Origin of the sequence: Streptomyces sp. NBC_01092 (genome assembly GCF_045039535.1) — a bacterium.
Lineage (GTDB): Bacteria > Actinomycetota > Actinomycetes > Streptomycetales > Streptomycetaceae > Streptomyces.
The window spans coordinates 3,288,545-3,309,301 of sequence record NZ_CP108659.1 but is presented as its reverse complement, the minus strand read 5'-3'; the positions used below and the strand labels follow the sequence as shown (position 1 = coordinate 3,309,301).

Sequence of the window (20,757 nt, the reverse complement as noted above, 5' to 3'; positions counted from 1 at the left end):
CGACAACCCGAGGAAACCCCCGATGACGACGTCCACGTACTCCACCGGTTCCCTGGTCACCGCCCGTGGCCGCGACTGGGTCGTGCTGCCCCAGAGCGCCGACGACATGCTGGTCCTGCGCCCGCTGGGCGGGGCCGACGACGACATCGCCGCCGTCTTCCCCGCGTTCGAGGACGTCAAGCACGCGGAGTTCGAGGCGCCCGTGCCGTCGGACCTGGGGGACGCCCAGGCGGCGGGACTCCTGCGCTCGGCGCTGCGCATCGGGTTCCGTGCGGGTGCGGGCCCGTTCCGGTCGCTGGCGGGCATCGCCGTCGAGCCGCGCGCGTACCAGCTCGTACCGCTGCTCATGGCGCTGCGGCAGAAGACCGTACGCCTGCTGATCTCCGACGACGTCGGTATCGGCAAGACCGTCGAAGCGGGCCTGATCGCAAGCGAGTTGCTGGCTCAGGGCGAGGCGAGCGGGCTCGCCGTGCTGTGCTCGCCGGCCCTCGCCGAGCAGTGGCAGGAGGAGCTGCGCGGCAAGTTCGGCATCGACGCGGAACTCGTCCTGGCATCGACGGTCTCCCGCCTTGAGCGCGGCCTCGACCTCGGCCAGTCGCTCTTCGACAAGTACCCGAACGTGATCGTCTCGACGGACTTCATCAAGTCCACACGCCACCGCGACGACTTCGTACGCCACTGCCCCGATCTGGTGATCGTCGACGAGGCACACACCTGTGTGGCCGCCGACGAGAACACCTCCACGCTCAACCAGCTGCGTTACGAGCTGCTGAAGCGGGTCGCGGCCGACGAGAACCGCCACCTGCTCCTCGTCACGGCGACACCGCACAGCGGCAAGGAATCGGCCTTCCGTAACCTGCTCGCCCTGGTCAAGCCGGAGCTGGCACACGCGAGCCTCGACTCACGAGCCGGTCGTGAACTGCTCGCTCAGCACTTCGTGCAGCGCAAGCGCGCGGACGTGCGCGAGTACCTGACGAAGGAGGACGGACTCAGCGACGACCGCCTCGCCGAGAAGACGGCGTTCCCCTCCGACCGCTTCTTCAAGGACGAGACGTACAAGCTCTCGCCCGAATACCGCGCCCTGCTCGACGACGCCATCGCGTACGCCGGTGAGCGTGTGGAGGCGGCCGGTGCGCAGGGCAAGCGTGAGGCTCGTATCGCCTGGTGGTCGGCGATCGCCCTGCTGCGCTCGCTGGTCTCCTCGCCGCGCGCGGCGGCGCAGACGCTGCGTACACGATCAGCCGCGGCCGCCGCCACGACCGCCGCGGAGGCGGACAAGCTGAGCGCGCACGTCACCCAGGACTCCACGGAGAACGACACGATGGAGGGCCAGGACGTCGCGCCAGGCGCGGAGACCGGCCTGGTGTCCGAAGCGGGCGCACGTCTCGCCGAACTCGCCGACCGTGCGAAGGCGTTGGAGGGGCCGACGGGTGATCTGAAGCTCAAGGCCCTCCTCAGGCACCTGAAGGCGCTGGTCGCCGACGGCTACAACCCCATCGTCTTCTGCCGCTACATCCCGACGGCTGACTACGTGGCCGCCCACCTGGAGGGAAAGCTAGGCAAGAAGACCGTCGTCAAGTCGGTCACCGGCACCCTCTCCCCGCAGCAACGCCTCGGCCGCATCGAGGAGTTGGCGACCGAGGCGGGCGACGACCCGGCGGCCCGCCGGGTTCTGATCGCCACCGACTGCCTCTCCGAGGGCGTCAACCTCCAGCACTACTTCGACGCCGTCGTCCACTACGACCTCGCATGGAACCCCACCCGGCACGACCAGCGCGAAGGCCGCGTCGACCGGTACGGCCAGAAGCGCGACGAAGTCCGCGTCATCACCCTCTACGGCAACGACAACGGCATCGACGGCAAGGTCCTCGAAGTCCTCATCAAGAAGCACCGCCAGATCCGAAAGGACCTCGGCATCTCCGTCTCGGTCCCCGACGAGATGTCCTCCGGCGTCACGGACGCCATCGTCGAGTGGCTCCTCATGCGCGGCCAACAACCCGAGCAGGAGGGCCTGTTCGGACTCGACGCGCTGGAGACTCTCGACACGAAGGCCGCGCAGCTGGAGGCCGACTGGAACTCCGCGGCCGAGCGCGAGACGACCTCCCGCTCCAAGTTCGCCCAGCGCGCCATCCACCCCGAAGAGGTCGCCCGCGAGGTGGCGGCCATCCGGGACACCCTCGGCGACGCGGGTGAGATCCATTCCTTCGTACGTCACTCACTGCACGCCCTCGGCGCGGTCCAGCGCGAAGTCAACGACGGCACGGGCGACTTCACCTCCGACGTGAGCGGCACCCCGGCCGGCCTGCGCGACGCGCTCGCGTCCGTCGCGGGCGGCGAAGCGGTGGAGCGGGGCAGGCCGATCCCCTTCCGTACGACATCGGCGGTGGCCCGCGGAGAGGCCGCCCTGGTCCGCACCGACCCGGTCGTCGGCGCACTCGCGGGACACGTCCTCAACACCGCCCTGGACACGGAGGCGGACGGCTCCCGCCCCGCCCGCCGCTGCGGTGTCATCACGACGACGGCCGTGGCCGTCCGCACCACACTTCTCCTGGTCCGCTACCGCTTCCACCTCACGCTGCCGTCCCGGTCGGGCGAGAAGCAGCTCGTGGCCGAGGATGCCCGACTGGTCGCCTTCGAGGGCGCGCCGAGGAACGCGCTCTGGCTCCCCCAGCAGACCGCGCTCGATGTGGCGAGGGCCGAGGCCGCGGAGAACACGGACCCGCACTTCGGCGAGCGCACTATGACCCGCATCCTCACCCAGCTCGACGCGACCAAACCGCACTTGGAGGAGTACGGCGAGGAGCTGGCCGCCGAACTCCTCGACGCCCATCGCCGCGTACGCACCGCCTCCGGCGAGATCATCCGGGGTTTGCGGGTGAGCGTGCAGAAGCCCGCCGACATCCTCGGCGCCTACGTCTACCTTCCGTACGCGCCCGCCGGGACTACCGAGCCCGCCATGACGACCGGAGAGACCGCCTGATGTCCGTCACCACCCGCAACCAGGTGTTCTCCGCCGTCCACACCATCGGCGGTCTGATCCCCGCCGACATGCTGGTCCGCATCTCCGAGGGCAAGGATGTCGTGGGCTCGAAGCCCGCCGACTACCGGATCATCGGCGCCCGTTCGGTACGCGACGAGGCCGAACGCCACTGGGACTACCTGAAGTCCGTCTGGCTGGAACTGCGCACCCACCTTCCCGTCGCCCCCGAGGCGGAGACCCCGCTCGACCCGACGGGCCTAGCCACCGCCCAGTGGCTCGAACCGCTCTTCAACGAGCTGGGCTTCGGCCGCCTGGCGACGGTCGGCCCGCTCGGCATCAGCGCCGACGACGGCACCAAGACCTTCGAGGTGACTCACAGCTGGCAGCATGTGCCGGTCCACATGGCCCCCTGGAACGCCTCCCTCGACAAGCGCCCCGGCGGTGCGGGCACGGTCCCGCCGCACTCCCTGGTCCAGGAATGCCTCAACCGTACCGAGGAGCACCTGTGGGCGGTCCTCACCAACGGCCGCCAACTGCGCCTGCTGCGCGACTCCAGCGCCCTCGCCACCGCCTCGTACGTCGAGTTCGACCTCGAAGCGATCTTCGACGGCGAACTCTTCAGCGAGTTCGTCCTCCTCTACCGGCTCCTGCACGTCTCACGGTTCGAGGTGGAGGACGGCGCGGCGGCGTCGAGCTGCTGGCTGGAGAAGTGGCGTACGGAGGCGATCGCGTCGGGCACGCGGGCCCTCGACCACCACCGTGACGGCGTCCAGAAGGCCATCACCACACTCGGCACGGGGTTCCTGAAACACCCCGACAACGCAGAGCTACGCCGCGACCTTGACGTCGACGACTTCCACGCGGCGCTGCTGAGGATGGCCTACCGGCTGATCTTCCTGTTCGTCGCCGAGGACCGGGACGCTCTTCACCCGCCGGAGGCGACAGAGCAGGCGCGGCTGCGGTACGCGAAGTACTTCTCGACAGCGCGATTGCGGCAACAGGCGAACCGCCGCCGGGGCACCGCACACACGGACCTTCACGCTGCGCTGAACATCACCCTCGGCGCGCTCGGCGACGTGGACGGCCGCCCGGAGCTAGGACTGCCCGGCCTCGGCGGCCTCTTCGACGACACGGACGCGGATGCGCCGCTGCGCGGCCGGTCCCTGTCGAACGCGTACCTCCTGGAGGCGGTACGTCACCTCTCCCGCATCCGTGACGAGGGCTCGTCGCGCTGGCGTCCCGTCGACTACCGCAACATGGGTTCCGAAGAACTCGGCTCCATCTACGAGTCGTTGCTCGAACTCGTTCCCAAGCACAGCGCGTCGGACCGCACCTTCGAACTCGTCAACCGCCTCGGCAACGACCGCAAGAAGACCGGCTCGTATTACACGCCGACGTCGTTGATCGAGACGCTGCTCGACTCGACGCTCGATCCGGTCATCACAGATGCGTTGAAGCGGGGCGAGGAGAAGGGGACGGCGTCGGGCGAGGTGGACGCGACGGAGTCCGTCGTGGCTGAGCTGTTGGCACTGACGGTTTGCGACCCGGCGTGCGGTTCCGGCCACTTTCTTGTCGCGGCGGCGCGCCGAATCGCCAAGCAGGTGGCGGCAGTTCGGGAGAGCAACCCGGAGCCGACTCCGGTGGCGGTGCGGCATGCGCTGCATGAGGTCATCGCCCGGTGTGTGTTCGGTGTCGACCTCAACCCAATGGCTGTGGAGCTGGCAAAGGTTTCGCTGTGGCTGGAGGCGCTTGAGCCCGGGAAGGCGCTGAGCTTCCTCGACGCACACGTCAAGCTGGGCAACGGGCTGATCGGGGCGACGCCGGCACTGCTGAAGGGTGGCATCCCGGACGAGGCGTTCAAGCCGGTTGAGGGTGATGATCCGGCGTTTGCCCGGCAGTTGGGAAAGCGCAATGCGCTGCAGCGCGGCCAGCAGATCAGCATGTTCGACACGGAGGCCGGGTTGCAGGTCTCCAACGCGGTCTTCGCGGACGGGCTGCGGAGGATCATTTCGGCGCCGTCGGACGGACTGAGGGAGGTCCGGGCTCAGGCGGCCGCGTACGACGGGTGGGCGCAGTCCACCGAATACGTCCGGGCGCTACACATCGCCGATGCGTGGTGTGCGGCGTTCGTATGGGAGAAGACGAAGGAGGCGCCGCCTGCCATCACCGATGAGGTGTTCCGTGGGTTGCAGGATCCGGCGGGGACGGCTGCGTCGAATGCCACGCATGAGCATGTGGTGCGGCTGAAGCGTGAATACAACTTCTTCCATTGGCACTTGGAGTTTCCGGAGGTTTTCGCGGTTCCGGAGGGCGAGGGTGAGACGGCGCTTGATGCCGACTCGGTGACGGGGTGGGCCGGGGGCTTCTCGTGCGTGGTGGGGAATCCGCCGTGGGACAGGCTCGAGTTCGAAGATCCGAAGTACTTCAGTGTCGTCGAACCATCCATCGCGGCAGCTGCGGGAGCGGCCAGGAGCGCCCGCATCGCCACGTGGGAGAAAGGCAACCCTGAGAGCAGCGAGCGCTACCGGGCGGCCCGCCGCGCGGTGAAGTCCACGTTCATCTTCACAGGAGGGTCTGGAGCATTCCCGCTCTGCCAAAAGGGCCTCACTGCAGGCGGCGTGACAAAGTTGCAGGTGGATCAGCTCTTCACCGAGCTTTTCTCATCGATCGTTGCTCCCGAGGGCCGGTTCGGGGCGATCATCCCCACGGCTATTGCGACCGGTGCTGGTGCCCAGTTCCTCTTCCAGAAGTTCACGCAACGCGGCATGATTAAGACGTTGTACGACTTCGAGAACCGTCAACCTCTTTTCGAAGGCGTGCACTCAAGCTACAAGTTTTGCCTGCTGTCCCTGGTAGGCAGAGGCCTTCACGAACCGGCCGCCCGCTTCGCGTTCTTCCTTACGGACACCATCGATCTGGACAACGCCGACAATGTCTTCAAGCTCAGCCCCGAAGAGATTGCTCTCATCAGCCCCAACACTGGCTCTCTGCCCATTTTCCGTTCTCGCCGCGACGCCGATCTCACACTCTCCATCTGCAGGCGCCTTCCGGTCCTGGTCAATGACGCTGCACGGAATGGAAATCCATGGCAAATCGATTTCAAATATCTCTTTCGGAACGCCAACGATGGCGATCTCCTCCGCACTCGCGCTGATCTGGAGTCCGAAGGATGGACCCTGACCGGCAACACCTTCGAACTCGATGGCCGGCTGATGCTGCCACTGTATGAAGGCAAACTGGTTCATCTCTTCGACCACCGGTGGAACCACTACACCGGCACAGGAAACGAAGACCGTCGCCGTCTCGACCTTGCGGAAAAACAGGACCCTGAGGTGTTGGCCCTGCCTCGCTATTGGGTCTCCGATGCCGATATCCCCATGGAAAAGCTCGACAGGCGCGGCAACCAGACGAAGAAACCGGGCGTCGCTACCCGCCTGCACAGTGCGAACTGGCGACAGCGCTGGCTGCTCGGTTGGCGTGACGTATGCCGCGCCACGGATGAACGAACGGCGATCCCTGCCCTGCTCCCGCGTGCGGCGGCCATCCACACACTCCCGCTGATGTTCCCGCAGGTCACCCCCGATCTCAGCGCAGCTCTGGTAGCCACCCAGAGTTCATTGATCTTCGACTTCGTTGGTCGCCAGAAGATCGGCGGCATCCACATGGCCCTGATGACGTGGAAACAGCTCCCCGTACCAGCGCCCGACACCCTGCGGCCCCACACCCCCTTCCTGACCCCCCGCATCCTCGAACTCGTTTACACCGCCCACGACATGATCCCCCTCGCCCGCGACCTGGACGACGACGGCGCCCCCTTTCAGTGGGGCGAATCCCGCCGCGCTCAGATCCGAGCCGAACTCGACGCCTACTTCTTCCACCTATACGGAATCAGTCGCGACGACGCCGACTACATTCTGGAGACCTTCCAGTCCGACACCGGCGGCCTGAAGAACAACGAGATCGCCAAGTACGGCACGTACCGCACCAAGGACCTGGTCCTCGCGGAGTACGACCGTATGGCTCCGGCTGGCGTCTCGCTCGACACTCCATTGATCGATGGCGATACCTACACGTCCCCCCTCACCCCACCGCCCGGCCACGGCCCCCGCCACCCCGAGGCGACGAAGTGACCACTGCCCCGGCCCGACCCGTTCGTGTCCTGCGGGGACGCCTCCCGGAATCTCCTAGGTTGTAGTCATGGCAGTAAACGTTCAGCGCATTGTGGTTGAAGGCTATAAGTCGATCAAGAGGGTCGACCTTGGCCTGGGATCGCTCACCGTCCTGGTCGGAGCGAATGGAGCAGGGAAGAGTAATTTTGTCGATGCCTTCGAGCTGCTGGGGCGGATTGTCAGTGGTGACCTGAGCCTGGAGGTCGGTCTCCAAGGCGGCGCTCAGGCCATGCTCCATGCTTCGGCCAAGACCGCATCGGACCTTCGGATCCGCGTTGAACCGGGGGCTGATGAGGAGATGGCCGCCTACGTGGTAGCGCTCAGGCCCGCTGCCAATGATGAGTTGATCTTCGCGCGCGAGATTGTTGAATTTCCCCCGAAACCGCGGTTCTCGTTGGGTGAAGGGCATCGAGAATCGAAACTCGCCCCTGGAGCAGTGCTCCGGGACAAAATGGTGCAAGGTTGGTCCCGGACCCTTGGGGAGCTTTTCTCTGGCTGTCGCGTCTACCATTTCCAGGACACCTCCCGCCTCGCCCCGGTAAAGCAGGCCGGATACTCGTCCGACTCCGAGACACTGCACCCCGATGCCGGAAACCTCGCGGCCTTCCTCCACCGTATGAAGGAACAGCACCCGGTCGACTACCGGAAAGTCCTTCGCACCATCCAAGCCGTGGCCCCATACTTCCGGGATTTCGTCCTGAACGAAGAGACCAGCGGACGTATTCGGCTTCGCTGGCAGCAGGCCGGGGCGGATGCCGTGCTCCCTGCCGAAGCCCTGTCGGACGGCACCCTGCGGTTCATCTGCCTGACCACGCTTCTCCTCCAGCCGTATCCGCCAGAGCTGCTGGTTCTCGACGAGCCCGAGTTGGGGCTGCATCCCTTTGCCATCACGGTCCTGGCCGAGATGATCCGGACGGCAACCGCCCACAGCCAGGTCATCGTCGCCACGCAGTCCGTGACCCTTCTCGACGAATTCGAGCTGTCCGAACTCGTCATCGCCGAGCGCGTGGAGGGAGCGACCGAGCTCCGCCGCCCCGACCCGGAGGCGTTGGCTGCATGGCTCGACGACTACTCGCTGGGTGACCTCTGGCTCAAGAACCTCCTGGGTGGCCGGCCTACCCGTGAGCTGAAGCGGCAGGGTCGAGAGTGATGCGACAGATTCACGTACTGGTGGAAGGCGCCACTGAGACGCAGGTGGTGCTGCGTACCCTTCAGCCGGAGCTGGCTCCGAAGGGCGTTTGGCTCACCCCTGTCTCGGTGAAGACGCGGCGAGCTGTCGGGCAGCCGCATGACCGCGGTGGAGTTAGCAAGTGGTCGCGGATCGAGCCGGAGATCCAGAGGCTGCTGCGCAACTCCGGGGTGGATCTGGTGACCACGATGCTGGACTTCTACGGTCTGCCCACCGACACCCCGGGCTGGCGTGACATGCCCACGGGCGATGCCTACGCGCGCGTGCAGCACCTGGAATCGGCGATTTCCAAGTCCATCGACGACCCCCGCTTCCTCCCTTTCATCGCCCTCCACGAGACGGAAGCATGGGTGCTTGCCGCAGCCCATCAACTCGCCTACATGGTTGAGTTGCCCAGGCTTGCCGATTCCCTGGAATCCCAGGTCACCGACAGCGGTGGCGCGGAGCTTGTGAACGACGGTCCGGACACGGCCCCGTCGAAGCGCATCAAGCGGGCCTACCCCGGCTACCAGAAGGTGGTCGACGGCCCGGACGCGATCGATCTCCTCGGCCTCCCCGCTCTTCGCGAAGCCTGTCCGCATCTGGACGCGTGGCTGCGGGCACTGGAGGGGGAGGCACGTTGAGGCCTTGCGGTCCGGTCAGTTGTCGGCCGCGTACCGCACGAACTGCGTCCAACCGTCACGCCCGACGGCGAACGCGGGGCGCGTGACGTCCTTGGAATCCCGTACGTGAATAGCCTGCGCGGCGATGGCGACCTCCACGCAGCTGTCGCCCTGGCTACCGCTGTAGCTGGACTTGAACCAGGCGAGTTCCGTCGTGCCACTCATAGCTCTCCTCGCAGTTGCTCCAACAAGCCCCGCGATTCTTGGGGGTTCAGGGCCTGCGAGCGCAGTGTGTCATAGCGCTGGTGAAGGAGGCTCACTTCTTTCGCGTCGGCGATCAACCGGCCGTTCTGTTGGCCTTCGGAGTACCCGAGCCGCCGCCCCTGCGGTGTCTCCAGAAGCTGGATGGGCCCGTCGAGACAGGCATGCAACATGGCGTCCAGTGGCACCAGTTGGAGTGTCACGTTGCGCAGCGCGCATAGCTCCAGCACGCGGTCCAGCAGCCCTCGCATCTCCTCCGCGCCACCGAACCTGCGCCGGAAGACTGCCTCCTCCACGATGAAGCTGAACGGTACCGTCGGCCGGTCTCGCAGCATTTTCTGCCGCTCGAAGCGGGCGGACATCTGGTCCTCCAACTTCTTGTCCGTCAGCAGCGGAATCGTGCCCTCGAACACCGCCCGCGCATAAGCCTCCGATTGCAACAGCCCCGGCACCAGCCTGCACTCGTACGTACAGAGACTCACCGCCTTCTTCTCCAGCCGAGCCCACCGCCGGAACCAGACAGCAAGCCCCACCTCGCCCCGCGTCAGAAACTCCGACGACTTCCTCAGCGCTCCCGTGTTGCCCGTCGCCTCCTCCGCCCGCTCCACGAACGCCTCGTCCGCCATCCTTCGCCCCAACTCCACGGATTCCACCGTGTGTTTGGAGAAGCGGACCACGTCCGAGAACTCCGCCCGGCTGAACCCTGCGTGCTCGCGCAGGGCCTGGACGACGGCTCCGAAGGTCCGCAGACTGTCCGAGGGGCCTGGTTCCCGTTCCGCCTCACAGTCCACTTCGGTCGGGTCGGTCATGTCGTCGTCGGTCATACGGCTCCACCTCCAGGTGGGCAGTTCGATCTCCCCGCGCTCAACTCGCCCAGCGTGACGGCAAGATCTCCGTACTGTCCACTGTGTGTGCCCGTACGCTGACTCACCGTACGGGGGTCGTCTCTGGTGTACGCCCTCGCGCGCCCGCCACCGTGGCATCCATGAACCCAGCACCATCCCGACCCGCGGACACCGCACGCACCTTCGCCCAGCTCCTGTCGCCCACCAGGCGCGGCGCCCGCCTCGCTCGGCTCCTGGCCGTCGAGCAGCTGCGCGCCTGGGAGGTGCCGTCACGAACGATCGAGCGCGCCGAACAGATCGTGGCCGAGTTCGCCTCCAATGCCGTGCTTCACGGCGCCCTAGGGGGGCGAGGCTTCCGTATCGCGTTGGCGGTCGACGCCGAGACCGGCACGCTTCGTGTAGAGGCGACGGACGCGCGCGGCGAGCGGCTGCCCGACACGGCCGTGAAAGCGGATCCCGCCCTGGACGGTGAGTCCGGCCGGGGCCTGTTCCTGGTCGCCGCGCTCGCCGACCGCTGGGGAGCGGAACCATACCCGCCGGGCGGCAAGACCTTCTGGGCCGAAGTGGAGTTGAAGTAGAGCCGAAGCAGAACGGTTCAGCCCAGAGAGCGGTGGCGTTCCCGCAGGCAGCGTTGCCACAGCTCGAACGCGCCGTGGGCCTCTTCCACCGACTCGCGCGTGAACGCGGCGTCCGCGAAGCCGGTTCGGACGGCCTGCCGGACGACGGCCACCAAGTGGGTCCGCACCCGTGTGATCCGCTCGGCGTGCGCTGCCGCGAGCCGCGGGGCGAGTTCCGCTTCCCGGTCGGCCATGGCCATGAGGTCGGCGTACGCGCCGTCGCCGTACGAGGACGGGATCTCGGGCAGCTCGGCGGCGGTGAGTCGCGCGACGGGTGTCCGCTCCAGGATGTCGCTCTCGTCGCGGCCGAGGAGACGGTTCAGCAGTCGGCGAGGCTCATCGCAGCGGCGTACGTCCTCGATCATCGCGTCGAGCGATGCCAGCTCCGCGGCTGCCGGCGCCACGGTCTCGGCGGCGAGTGCGGCCCGCAGCCGGTCCGCCGAGTCCGCGCCGCTCTCCGCCGCCTTGTCGATCACCGCGTCGCACGCGTCGAGTTCGGCGAACACCCGTGCCGCGGTATGGATGGACGAGCGCACCATGCTCACCGCGTCGCCCTCGAATCCGCCTACTGCCCCAGTCAGTTCGGAGACCGAAACGGACGCGGCCTCCAGAAGTTCCTCGACGCGCTGTCCTCCGACGGTCGTCGGCCTGCTCCCCACGCTTCCCCCTCGTCCCATGCCAACGGCCCCCTGCCGCCGGGTAGATCATGAGCCGCATTGGTGTGCACCGCAAACCTCGGCGGCTGAGGGAGCCGGGGCTATGGCCGGAACGGAGCCGCTGAGGTCGCCGATCTTCGGACTTGTGGTCGTGAGCGCACGTAGGGTGAGCGCAGCGTCCAGCCCCCGTACCGAGCGAGGAGAGCAATGGCCGGCGAGTACCCCGGGTTCCGACTGCGGCTGCCCAACGACGGACCCGTGGCCTCGGGGCGGCTGCTGACGGAGAAGGGGACCAACGGGAGCCAGAAATTCGTGGTGTCGGCCGGCTCACCGGTCCGGCCCGACGTGGTGCCGTCGTTCCCGCTGCGGATGCCGTCCTCGTACAGGCTGCGGGAGCGGAAGATCACCGAAGGTGCGATCCGGGAGTCCGAGACCTGGCCCGGCTGGCTGGAGACCGTCGAGGACATCGAGTGCAACTCGCCCTCCGCCGCCGCCGAGATCCTGGTCGGACGCAGTGCCAACGGCTGGCTGGAGTGGAAGACCGAGGACGGGCATCCCCTCTCCGACTACATCGAGCAGCTCTGGCCGGGGCCCAACCGTGCCTGGCTGGTGCGCGGCTCCAATGTCACCGGTCTCGATCTCGTGCAACGCCTCTGGCTGCCCGAGGAGCGCGTCACCCTGGCCGCGAAGCATCTGCGGCAGGGCTTCGCGCAGGGGGCGAGCAAGGACCGGCTGCGCACGGCGGTCGAGGAGGACTACGAGTCCACGGCGACGTACAACCAGAAGGTGCAGCTCGTCGAGGAGTTCCACGCGTTCGTCTCCCGGATGAAGCCGGGGGATGTGGTGTGCACGATCTCCGGTGGGCGACTGTTCGTGGGGGAGATCAGCGGGGCGGCCGAGCAGATCGAGTCCGAGGACGGGCGGTCGAATCTCCGGCGTCCGGCGCAGTGGCAGAGCGAGGGGTTCGCGTACGACGAGCTGCCGGAGGAGCTTCAGCAGAAATTGTCGGCGCAGCACGACGTCGTCGATCTCACCGTCGTGAAGGATCTGATCGACGGGCTCGGCATAAGCGATGAGGAGCTCGTCGAGGAGGCCGAGGCCGCCGACCGCGATCCGAGCCTGGAGATCCCGGCGATCACCGCCCGACGGGAGGTCGAACTTCCCGTTCCTGATGAGGAGTTGGCGCGCGAGCTGCTCGTTCACGACGTGGACTGGCTGCGAGAGGTCCGGGACCTGCTGTGGGACGACAAGCAACTCGTGTTGTACGGGCCTCCGGGGACCGGGAAGACGTATCTGGCGCTGAAGCTCGCCGAGTTCCTGGGCGGCGGGCCCGAGCAGGTGAAGCTTGTCCAGTTCCATCCCTCGTACGCCTATGAGGACTTCTTCGAAGGTTTTCGGCCTCAGGAGGATCCCGAGACCCGAGAGGTCGCCTTCCGGCTGACGGCCGGGCCGTTGCGGGAGCTGGCCGACCTGGCCGGACGTGAGGGCAACCGGCACATCCCGCACTTCCTGATCATCGACGAGATCAACCGGGCCAACCTGGCGAAGGTCTTCGGCGAGCTGTACTTCCTCCTTGAGTACCGCAGAAGAACCGTGCGGCTGACCTACTCGGGGGACGACTTCGCGCTGCCGCCCAACCTCTTCGTCATCGGCACCATGAACACCGCCGACCGGTCCATCGCCCTCGTCGACGCGGCCATGCGGCGCCGGTTCGCGTTCGTCGAGCTGTCGCCTCGCACCGAACCGACCAGCGGGCTGCTGCGGCGGTGGCTGGCGGAAGAGGGGATGGACGCCGAGCCCGCCGAGCTGCTGGACGAGCTCAACTCCCGTATCGACGACGCGGACTTCAGGATCGGGCCGTCGTATCTGATGAAGCCCGGTGTGTACCGGGCCGGCGGGCTCGATCGGACCTGGCGTACCAAGATCCTTCCGCTCCTCGAAGAGCATCACTACGGGGAGAGCGTGGACATCGAGAAGCGTTACGGGCTGGCCGCGCTGCGCGCCGCGCTGCCGGTGTCCGGTGGAGACGAGACGGGCGCGTGAACAGCGGGGGCGTCGGCGGGAGAGTCATCGAGCTGGTCGAACACGCGCGGCCGGTGAGCCGTCGGCTGCCGGACGCCGTCGGGCGCGAGCTGGCCGCCTCGCGGATCATTGAGGCCGCCCCCGATCCGTATGCGGCGGGGCAGTGGACGCTCAGGGCGGGCAGCAAGGTCGGGGCTGTGCGAGTGGAGGTGGCGGGTGAGGAGCCCGTCACGCTGCGGATCACGCCGAAGGTGGCCATCGGCCGACTGTTCTTCCTGCTGGGGTACAGCCTCGATCCGCGCGGCTGGCGCGACGGCGATGTTCATGTCGCCCAACACCGGGAGCTGCTGCCTGCGTTGGCGCACGCGTTCGAGCGGCAGGTCGAGCGGGCCCTCGGGCGCGGACTGCTGCAGGGATATCGGGCCACCGAGGACGCGTCCCTCGTCGTGCGGGGGCGTATCCGCGAAGCGGAGCAGATCCGGCGACGGTTCGGGGCCGCGCTGCCCGTGGAGATCGCCTACGACGAGTTCACCACGGACATCGCCGAGAATCGGCTGCTGCGCGCGGCCGTAGAGCGGCTGCTGCGGCTGCCGGGCGTGCCACAGGACGTACGGTCTCGGCTGCTGCATCAGCGAGCCCGGCTCGCGGACGTCACTCCGCTGGTGCGAGGGCAGGAGCTGCCGCGGTGGCGGCCGACGCGGCTCAACTCCCGCTATCGGCACGCCCTTCACCTCGCACGGGCCATCCTCGACGGGGCTTCGGCCGAGCACCGCGCGGGTGCTCTGTGTATCGACGGGTTCCTCTTCGACATGAACAAGCTCTTCGAGGACTTCGTGTGTGTCGCGCTGCGCGAGGCCTTCGTGCCGTACGGGGGACGGGGCAGCCTCCAGGCGAAGGGCGTCCATCTCGACGAGGATGACGCGATCCGGATGCGGCCCGACTTCGTCTGGTACGAGGAGCGGGGGACGCCTCTTGCCGTCGCCGATGCCAAGTACAAGGCCGGACGGCCGGAGGGCTACCCGGAAGCGGACCTCTACCAGATGCTCGCGTACTGCACCGCGCTGGGCCTTGGCGCGGGGCACCTCGTGTATGCGAAGGGGAACGCCCCGCACACCCGCCACCAGGTGCGGCGGGCCGGGACGGTACTGCATCAGCACGCTCTCGACCTCGATCAGGAACCGGCCGGGCTGCTTGGAGAAGTGGCCGAGCTCGTACGGGAGATGGCGCACGGGGCGCACGTATGATCGTTTGATTCCTTGACGGGTTCATGAGTCGTGAGGAGGCCGTCGTGCCGCAGCTCGCTTTCGCGAACACCTTCTGGGAGAGCTACGACGCGCTGGAGAAACCGGTTAGGGCCGGGGTCCGCAAGGCCATGACGAAGTTCCAGAAGCTCACCGTCGCCCAGCTGCACGCCGACAAGGGGCTGCACCTGGAGTCCGTCGACAAGGCACGCGACCCGCGGATGCGGACCATCCGCATCAACGACTTCTGGCGGGGCGTCGTCCTCGCCCCCGACGACGGCAGCGATGTCTTCCTGCTGCTGAACGTCGTACCGCATGACGACGCGTACGGCTGGGCCGCCAAGCGTCTGTACACGGTGAACACGGCGACCCGCGGGCTCGAAGTACGCAATGTCGCCGCCATCGAGCAGCTCACACCCGCCCTGGAGAAGGCGGCGGCTGTGGCTCCCTCGCTGCTGTTCGCGCAGTACTCCGACACGGTGCTGCGCGATCTCGGCGTCGACGATCAGGTGCTCCGGGCAGTGCGTACCATCACGGACAACACGCAGTTGGAGGCGTTCGGGACGCTGCTGCCCGAGGACCAGTTCGAGGTGCTGCAGTTCCTCGCCGAGGGGTTCGGGCCGGACGAGGTCTACCGGGACGTGGTCTGTGCGCGCAGGCCCGCCGGAGCCGCCACGGACGCGGACGACAGCCTTGCGAGGGCCATCGTCAACACCGGCAGCCGTATCACTCTCGTCTCCGGGCCCGACGAACTCGCCGACATCCTGGAGAAGCCGTTCGCGGCCTGGCGGGTCTTTCTGCACCCCTCGCAGCGCAGGGTGGCCTACCGGGTTTCGTACAGTGGACCGGCGCAGGTCACCGGCGGACCGGGAACCGGGAAGACGGTTGTCGCCCTGCACCGGGTCAAGCACCTGCTGTCCCGCTCGCCCGACAGCCGCATCCTGCTGACGACGTACACCAACGCGCTGGCGGGGGCGCTGAGAGAGAACCTCTCACTCCTCCTCGACGGGGACGAGAAGCTGCTCGCCCGGGTCGAGGTCACCACCGTCGACGCCTATGCCCACCGCATCGTGACTCAGGTGGGCGGGAAGTCGCCGTCGCCCGTCCAGGACCGGGACGAGCGGCAGATCTGGCGTCGGGTGCGCGAGCGGTCGGCGCTGCTGTGGACCGAGCAGTTTCTTGCCCAGGAGTATCGCCATGTGGTGCTTGCGCAGGACCTGCGGACTGCCGAGGAATATCTCCGGGCGACTCGGCGCGGGCGAGGATCGGCCCTTCCGCCGCTGAAGCGGGCTCAAGTATGGCGGGCGATCGAGGAGTTCAACGCAGAACTCGCCCGGCAGGGAGCCTGTACACACCTTCAGGTCTGCGCGGACGCGGCCCGGCTGCTCGGCGGAGCCGACCTGGGAACGTACGGCTACGACCATGTGGTGGTGGACGAGGCACAGGATCTTCATCCCGCCCAGTGGCGTGTGCTGCGGGCGGCCGTCGCGTCAGGGGCCGACGACCTGTTCATCACCGGGGACCCGCATCAGCGCATCTACGACTCACGGGTCTCCCTCGGCTCGCTCGGTATCGCGGTGACGGGCCGGACGAGCCGGCTGCGGATCAACTACCGCAGCACGGAAGAGATTCTGCACTGGTCCACCGGCATCCTGGACGCGGCGGCCGTCGAGGATCTCGGCGGCGAAGGGCGTGACAGCCTGAACGGATACCGCTCGCTCCTGCACGGCAGACGGCCACAGACATCCGGGTACAGCGGGGAACAAGCCGAGATCACGGAGCTGGTGGAGCGTATCGAGGAATGGCTCGCTCAGGGCGTCAACGCCAGTGAGATCGCGGTCTGTGCCCGCTTCCACGTGATCCTCGACAAGGTGCGCGACCGGCTGCGGGCCGCGGGCATCCCCGTCGTGCGGGTCAAGGAGAATCCTGGGCCCGGCGAGGACGGGGTGCGGCTCGCGACCATGCACGCCATGAAGGGGCTGGAGTTCCGGTGCGTCGCGGTGGTGGGGGTGACGGCGACCGCCGTGCCGTTCGCACGGGAGATCACCCCCGTCGAGGTGGACCGGCTGCAGCACGATGCGGATACGTTGCGGGAGCGCTGCCTGCTGTTCGTGGCATGCACGCGGGCGCGGGAGACGCTGAGGGTGTCGTGGAGCGGGGCCGTCAGTCCGTTCGTTCCCCTGCGGGGGTGAGGAGCTGGTGCCCGTCGGCGGGGCGAAGCCCCGCTGCCAGGGCATCGGTCGCGTCGCTGGTCAGCTCCGAGCCCAGGCGATGGACCGTCTGCAGTACGCGGGCGAACTCCGAGATCGAGCGGAACGCCTCGCCGTACGTACGCTGCTGCTCGATCGGCAGGAGTGGCAGGCGGACGCGGCGCGGGTCGATACGCGCATGGACGCCGAGCGTGCTGGTCGCCGTGGAGGCTTGGCGGATGCCCTCGGAACTCGACAGATATCCGGCGAAGAACCAGGGGTCCAAGAGGTCGGGATCCGTGATCCGAAGATGGTGGACAGAAGCGCTTGGGTAGCTCCCGGCGTCTTCCTCGGTGGCCACCCGGGCAACGACGTTGCGCGTGATGGCCGGCATCAGGATGTCGCCGACCCGGATCGGCGGGGAGCGCAACGGGTCCTCGGGCGCAGGTCCTGATGTGGATGCGGCGCGGCTTTGGGTCAGGTCCGCTGCGGTGAGAAAGCGGGCTTCGCCAGGGCCCGGGGATTCCTCGGTGAGCGGGACCTTGCGTGCCGGGGTGGGGTGGTGAAGGACGACCGCGCCGCTCTTGATGAGGTCGTGGAGGAGGACGGGGCGGGTCTCGGGCCGCTCGTCGGGGGGTGATGGCGGGAGCCCGGGCAGGCGTGAGAGGAGCGTCTCGGCTGCTTCCTCGAACGCTGACCGGGTTGCGGTGAGCGCCGTCAACGAGACGCCGGGTTGCGCCAGTTGGGGAAGATGGCGGCGGGGGGTGACGTCGGCGTCGTCCAGGAGGTCGACCAGGGGGACGGTGCGGGCTACACCGGGGCGGGTGGCGAAGGCTTCCGGCGCCGCGGTGTAGGCGTCCCAGATGTCGCGTACGAGGGCGGCCGGATCCTGGCTGTCGCCTGCGTCCGCGACCAGGAGGTGGTCTGGGCGCGGGGCGTCAGCGGGATCGGGGCGGTGCAGTACCCACAGCTGTAGGGGCAGCGCATAGTGCGCGGCATATCCCGGTGGGAGGGAGAAGACGGCGCGTAGCGCGCCACGGCGCAGCAGATCGGCGCGGATACGGCGGCCGGAAGGACGCGCCGCCGCGGCCGGTGGCATCAGCAGGACCACCGGCGCCCCGGGGACGACGTGTGCCAACGCCTGTTGGGCCCAGGCGAGTTCGGATTCCGCGCGAGGAGGGACGCCGTACTCCCAGACGATGGAGTCGGCGAGCTCCTCGTATCCCCATGTGCGGTCGGCGAAGGGCGGGTTGGTGACCACCGCTGATGCCTTGCGCGGGTAGGCGGGGCTGCGCAGGAAGTCGTCGGCGTGTACGTCGTAGACGACTGCGGCGCGGACCTGGTCCGGGTCGGCCGTACTCGCACGGAAGGCCAGGCGCACCGCGGTCACCCGGGCAAGGGACGCGTTCAACTCCTGTCCCTGGACACGCTGGTAGCCGTGTTCGGCGGCGGCCAGCAGAATGGTGCCGCTGCCGCAGGCCGGGTCGAGGAGCGTGCCGTGCCCCGGGCCCGCGAGGTGGATCATGAGGTCGGCCAGGGCGGGCGGGGTAGCGGAGAAACCCGCTCGTGGGCCGCTGGTGAAATGGCGGGCGCACAGCTCGTCGAAGGTTGCCGCCGCGCCGTTGGCGGCTGCCGCTTCGGCTGCCGCGCTCAGTAGCTGGAGCTGCCGTGGGCCGAACTCGTGGCGTGGGCAGTGGGCAAGCAGCGCGGTGACACCTGCGCGGGCACCCCGAGCCTGGGACAGTGTGCGCCCGGCTTCCCGCAACAGATGTTCACAGTCCGACACGCGCGCAGGGGCCGGAGTCGCCGGGTGCTCGTGCAGGTGCAGCAGCAGTGTTCCGGCCATGCCGAGCGCATCGTCGGCCGGCATCACCGAGCGCACCGAGTCGAACGCCTGCCAGAGCCGCTGGCTCGGTGGGATCTGGGGCGCTTTGCGCTCGCGCAGCAGCCATGCCTCGACCTCCGCCAGGTCGAAGCGCGGGCTACGTTCCGTCCCGCCCACCGGCTGTGGAAAGTCATCGTGGCGCCGCCGCCAGTTACTGACGGCAGTGGGACGCACATCGGCGATGCGGGCGATGTCCGCCGAGGTGACCTCGACGCGATCCGTGGCCACGGCTGATTCCCCTCTCGTCGGCACCGTCAGGGACTGTACGCGGTCCGGCCTGCGCGAACTGGACTCTACGGGGTGGGTGAAGGGTGGCCAAGTCCACAGACGGTGTGAGTGTGAACAAACAATCTGGTTGACCATATCCACACGTCATGGTTCTCTAGTGATGGCCGCTCTTCTGCCGAGCTGCTACCGCAAGGTCGTGCCCGCGCGGCCATGGACGGATTCGGGGGACAACGCGTGAGCGGTCAGTGGCGCAAGCCCGCTTGGCTGACGGGAGACGAAGGGCTGCTCCGTGTCGGCCCGGGAACAGGTGGGGACGAAGAGCACACCTGCCCCTCCCACGCGGCGGCCAAGGCGCGGCCCGCGCTCTGGTCCGCTGAGCGTCTGCGGCTGCCCAAGCCTGAGCAGGAGACCTTCACCCTCGGTCCCGTCATGGACGCCATCGACCGTGTCGAGTTCGACGGGGAAGGAGTCGAGCGGGCGTTGGCCGAACTGGGTTCACGCACCCCTGCCCTCCATCCCGGGCACCTGACCTACGTCGAGCACGCCGTGCGCAAGTACCTCGACGTCCAGGCCGGCGGCGGGGAAGGCCCGGCGGCTCTGCGGCCGGTGCGACCGTACTGGGTGGCGCAGCGAGAGAACGGCAGGTTCTGGGAGATGTACGCCTGGTGGCGACGGTACGAGTCGCCGGACGGGCGTGTGCGTGAATACCGCCGACTGCGGCATGGGGTGGCCAAGGGGTCCCAACCGGGCGAGATCGCCATCGCTGTGTACGTGGCCGTGCACGGACGGACAGCGGCCTGGCCGCGAAAGTGGGGCCGCAGGTTCCAGCCGTACGGCCCCGCCTCGCGACCCGAGCGGGTGCGGGTCATCGAGATCGGACTCGCCGACGGCAAGGACGCGGTGCAGTTCGACGGGACGGCCGAGGACGCGGAAGCCTACTTCACCGAGCACGGCCGCGCCCATGTCAGTCGCGTCGTGGCGGGCGGCGACCCGGTGCCCGGATCGTCGTGCATCGACTGCAAACAGTTCACGGGGTGCGATGCCGTGACCCGCACACCCGGTGTTCTCGGGCTCACCTCGCGCGTCGCTCCGCTCCGCAAGGTGTCGGCGAGCGATCTGCGCTATCACCGCACCTGCCCGGCACAGGAGTTCCTTCGATCGCTGCACCTGCCCAAGTCCGACGAGTACGGCAGTTCGGCGAAGCTCGGACAGGCGGTGCACGGATGGATCGAGGCACTGCACGGGCGGGAGGGGCGGCCCGCCTGCACGGTCGCCGACATGCCGGGGGAGGGGGAGAACTGGACCGGCGGGCGCTGGCGCGTAGGTGACGACGATGCCTCGGTCGGACGGGAGATGCTGCTGCACCACGTGGACGCCTGCCCCTTCCAGGACACGGCGCTAGTCGATCGCGTCGAGGCGGAGGCGCTGCGGGTTGTCCACGACACCGCCGCACAGGCGCTCGTCGTCGCAAAGCCCGACCTGCTGTACCGCGAGGACGGCTCGTGGGTGTGGCGGGAGCTCAAGACGACACGCAAGCGCAGGTGGTACCACCAGGACCTGCTCGACGAGTTCCCTCAGCTCGCCCTCGCCGTCGCTCTTCTGGCGCGCGGCGCACTGGGCGGTGACCCGGCCGGTTCCCGGATCGAGGTCGAGGTGCTCAGGCCCGACGGATCCGACCTGAACATCATCGACCCGACCGACCCGGGCCGGCTTGAGAAAGCTCTGAGCGTGCTGCGCGCTCTCGCCGGTCCATGGCGTGTGGACGACGCCCACGAAGCCCGGCCGGGACCGCATTGTCAGTGGTGTCCGGTATCCCGGTGGTGTCCGAGTGCTGCGCCGGGTGAGCGCGTGACGGAGGGGGATGTGTGATGTC

The 20,757-nt window shown here is 68.0% G+C and carries 13 protein-coding genes; 9 read left to right on the top strand and 4 right to left on the bottom strand.

Features of this window, described 5'->3' with window-relative positions:
- Positions 1-22 precede the first annotated feature (22 nt).
- From OG254_RS14820 to OG254_RS14805, 4 genes are all read left to right on the top strand, one after another.
- Complete coding sequence (locus OG254_RS14820; RefSeq protein WP_405581681.1) at positions 23-2,980, top strand: DEAD/DEAH box helicase; 2,958 nt, start codon at positions 23-25, stop codon at positions 2,978-2,980.
- A complete protein-coding gene (locus OG254_RS14815; RefSeq protein WP_405581679.1) occupies positions 2,980-7,110 on the top strand; it encodes an Eco57I restriction-modification methylase domain-containing protein in 4,131 nt (1,376 codons plus the stop codon). The genes OG254_RS14820 and OG254_RS14815 overlap by 1 nt, the downstream gene beginning before the upstream one ends.
- 67 nt (positions 7,111-7,177) lie before the next feature.
- Entirely contained in the window at positions 7,178-8,299 is a 1,122-nt protein-coding gene (locus tag OG254_RS14810) for an AAA family ATPase (RefSeq protein ID WP_405581677.1), read from the top strand.
- Positions 8,299-8,961, top strand: a complete 663-nt coding sequence (locus OG254_RS14805; protein ID WP_405581674.1) for a DUF4276 family protein — start codon at positions 8,299-8,301, stop codon at positions 8,959-8,961. The genes OG254_RS14810 and OG254_RS14805 overlap by 1 nt, the downstream gene beginning before the upstream one ends.
- A 15-nt stretch (positions 8,962-8,976) precedes the next feature.
- On the opposite strand, the gene OG254_RS14800 is transcribed toward OG254_RS14805, so the two are convergent.
- Both OG254_RS14800 and OG254_RS14795 read right to left on the bottom strand, forming a co-directional pair.
- Complete coding sequence (locus tag OG254_RS14800) at positions 8,977-9,165, bottom strand: DUF397 domain-containing protein (protein WP_405581671.1); 189 nt, start codon at positions 9,163-9,165, stop codon at positions 8,977-8,979.
- Entirely contained in the window at positions 9,162-10,025 is an 864-nt protein-coding gene (locus tag OG254_RS14795; protein ID WP_405581668.1) for a helix-turn-helix domain-containing protein, read from the bottom strand. Before OG254_RS14795 ends, OG254_RS14800 begins: the two co-directional genes overlap by 4 nt.
- A 161-nt stretch (positions 10,026-10,186) precedes the next feature.
- Here OG254_RS14795 and OG254_RS14790 point away from each other — a divergent pair, with 161 nt between their 5' ends.
- Entirely contained in the window at positions 10,187-10,624 is a 438-nt protein-coding gene (locus OG254_RS14790; RefSeq protein ID WP_405581666.1) for an ATP-binding protein, read from the top strand.
- 17 nt (positions 10,625-10,641) lie between these two features.
- On the opposite strand, the gene OG254_RS14785 is transcribed toward OG254_RS14790, so the two are convergent.
- Complete coding sequence (locus tag OG254_RS14785) at positions 10,642-11,322, bottom strand: hypothetical protein (RefSeq protein ID WP_405581664.1); 681 nt, start codon at positions 11,320-11,322, stop codon at positions 10,642-10,644.
- Between the two features lie 204 nt (positions 11,323-11,526).
- On the opposite strand from OG254_RS14785, the gene OG254_RS14780 reads away from it, so the two are divergent.
- The 3 genes from OG254_RS14780 to OG254_RS14770 are packed head-to-tail and all read left to right on the top strand — an operon-like array spanning position 11,527 to position 16,774.
- Positions 11,527-13,362, top strand: coding sequence for a DUF4357 domain-containing protein (locus OG254_RS14780; protein ID WP_405581661.1), 1,836 nt, complete (start codon positions 11,527-11,529; stop codon positions 13,360-13,362).
- A complete protein-coding gene (locus OG254_RS14775) occupies positions 13,359-14,585 on the top strand; it encodes an McrC family protein (RefSeq protein WP_405581658.1) in 1,227 nt (408 codons plus the stop codon). Before OG254_RS14780 ends, OG254_RS14775 begins: the two co-directional genes overlap by 4 nt.
- Before the next feature lie 44 nt (positions 14,586-14,629).
- Positions 14,630-16,774, top strand: a complete 2,145-nt coding sequence (locus OG254_RS14770; RefSeq protein ID WP_405581656.1) for a UvrD-helicase domain-containing protein — start codon at positions 14,630-14,632, stop codon at positions 16,772-16,774.
- On the opposite strand, the gene OG254_RS14765 is transcribed toward OG254_RS14770, so the two are convergent.
- Positions 16,746-18,884 carry an N-6 DNA methylase gene (locus tag OG254_RS14765; RefSeq protein ID WP_405581653.1) on the bottom strand — a complete coding sequence of 713 codons (2,139 nt, stop codon included), beginning with the start codon at positions 18,882-18,884 and terminating at the stop codon, positions 16,746-16,748. The genes OG254_RS14770 and OG254_RS14765 overlap by 29 nt on opposite strands.
- A 234-nt stretch (positions 18,885-19,118) precedes the next feature.
- Here OG254_RS14765 and OG254_RS14760 point away from each other — a divergent pair, with 234 nt between their 5' ends.
- The gene (locus tag OG254_RS14760) at positions 19,119-20,753 is read left to right on the top strand and encodes a PD-(D/E)XK nuclease family protein (protein WP_405581650.1); all 1,635 of its coding nucleotides are present in this window, start codon (positions 19,119-19,121) and stop codon (positions 20,751-20,753) included.
- Positions 20,754-20,757: the final 4 nt, after the last annotated feature.

What these genes read in the sequence shown, in the direction of transcription:
- OG254_RS14790 (WP_405581666.1), top strand. Translation starts at nt 10,187, where the DNA reads ATGAACCCAGCACCATCCCGACCCGCGGACACCGCACGCACCTTCGCC.
- OG254_RS14800 (WP_405581671.1), bottom strand. Translation starts at nt 9,165, where the DNA reads ATGAGTGGCACGACGGAACTCGCCTGGTTCAAGTCCAGCTACAGCGGT.
- OG254_RS14810 (WP_405581677.1), top strand. Translation starts at nt 7,178, where the DNA reads ATGGCAGTAAACGTTCAGCGCATTGTGGTTGAAGGCTATAAGTCGATC.
- OG254_RS14815 (WP_405581679.1), top strand. Translation starts at nt 2,980, where the DNA reads ATGTCCGTCACCACCCGCAACCAGGTGTTCTCCGCCGTCCACACCATC.
- OG254_RS14795 (WP_405581668.1), bottom strand. Translation starts at nt 10,025, where the DNA reads ATGACCGACGACGACATGACCGACCCGACCGAAGTGGACTGTGAGGCG.
- OG254_RS14820 (WP_405581681.1), top strand. Translation starts at nt 23, where the DNA reads ATGACGACGTCCACGTACTCCACCGGTTCCCTGGTCACCGCCCGTGGC.
- OG254_RS14805 (WP_405581674.1), top strand. Translation starts at nt 8,299, where the DNA reads ATGCGACAGATTCACGTACTGGTGGAAGGCGCCACTGAGACGCAGGTG.
- OG254_RS14780 (WP_405581661.1), top strand. Translation starts at nt 11,527, where the DNA reads ATGGCCGGCGAGTACCCCGGGTTCCGACTGCGGCTGCCCAACGACGGA.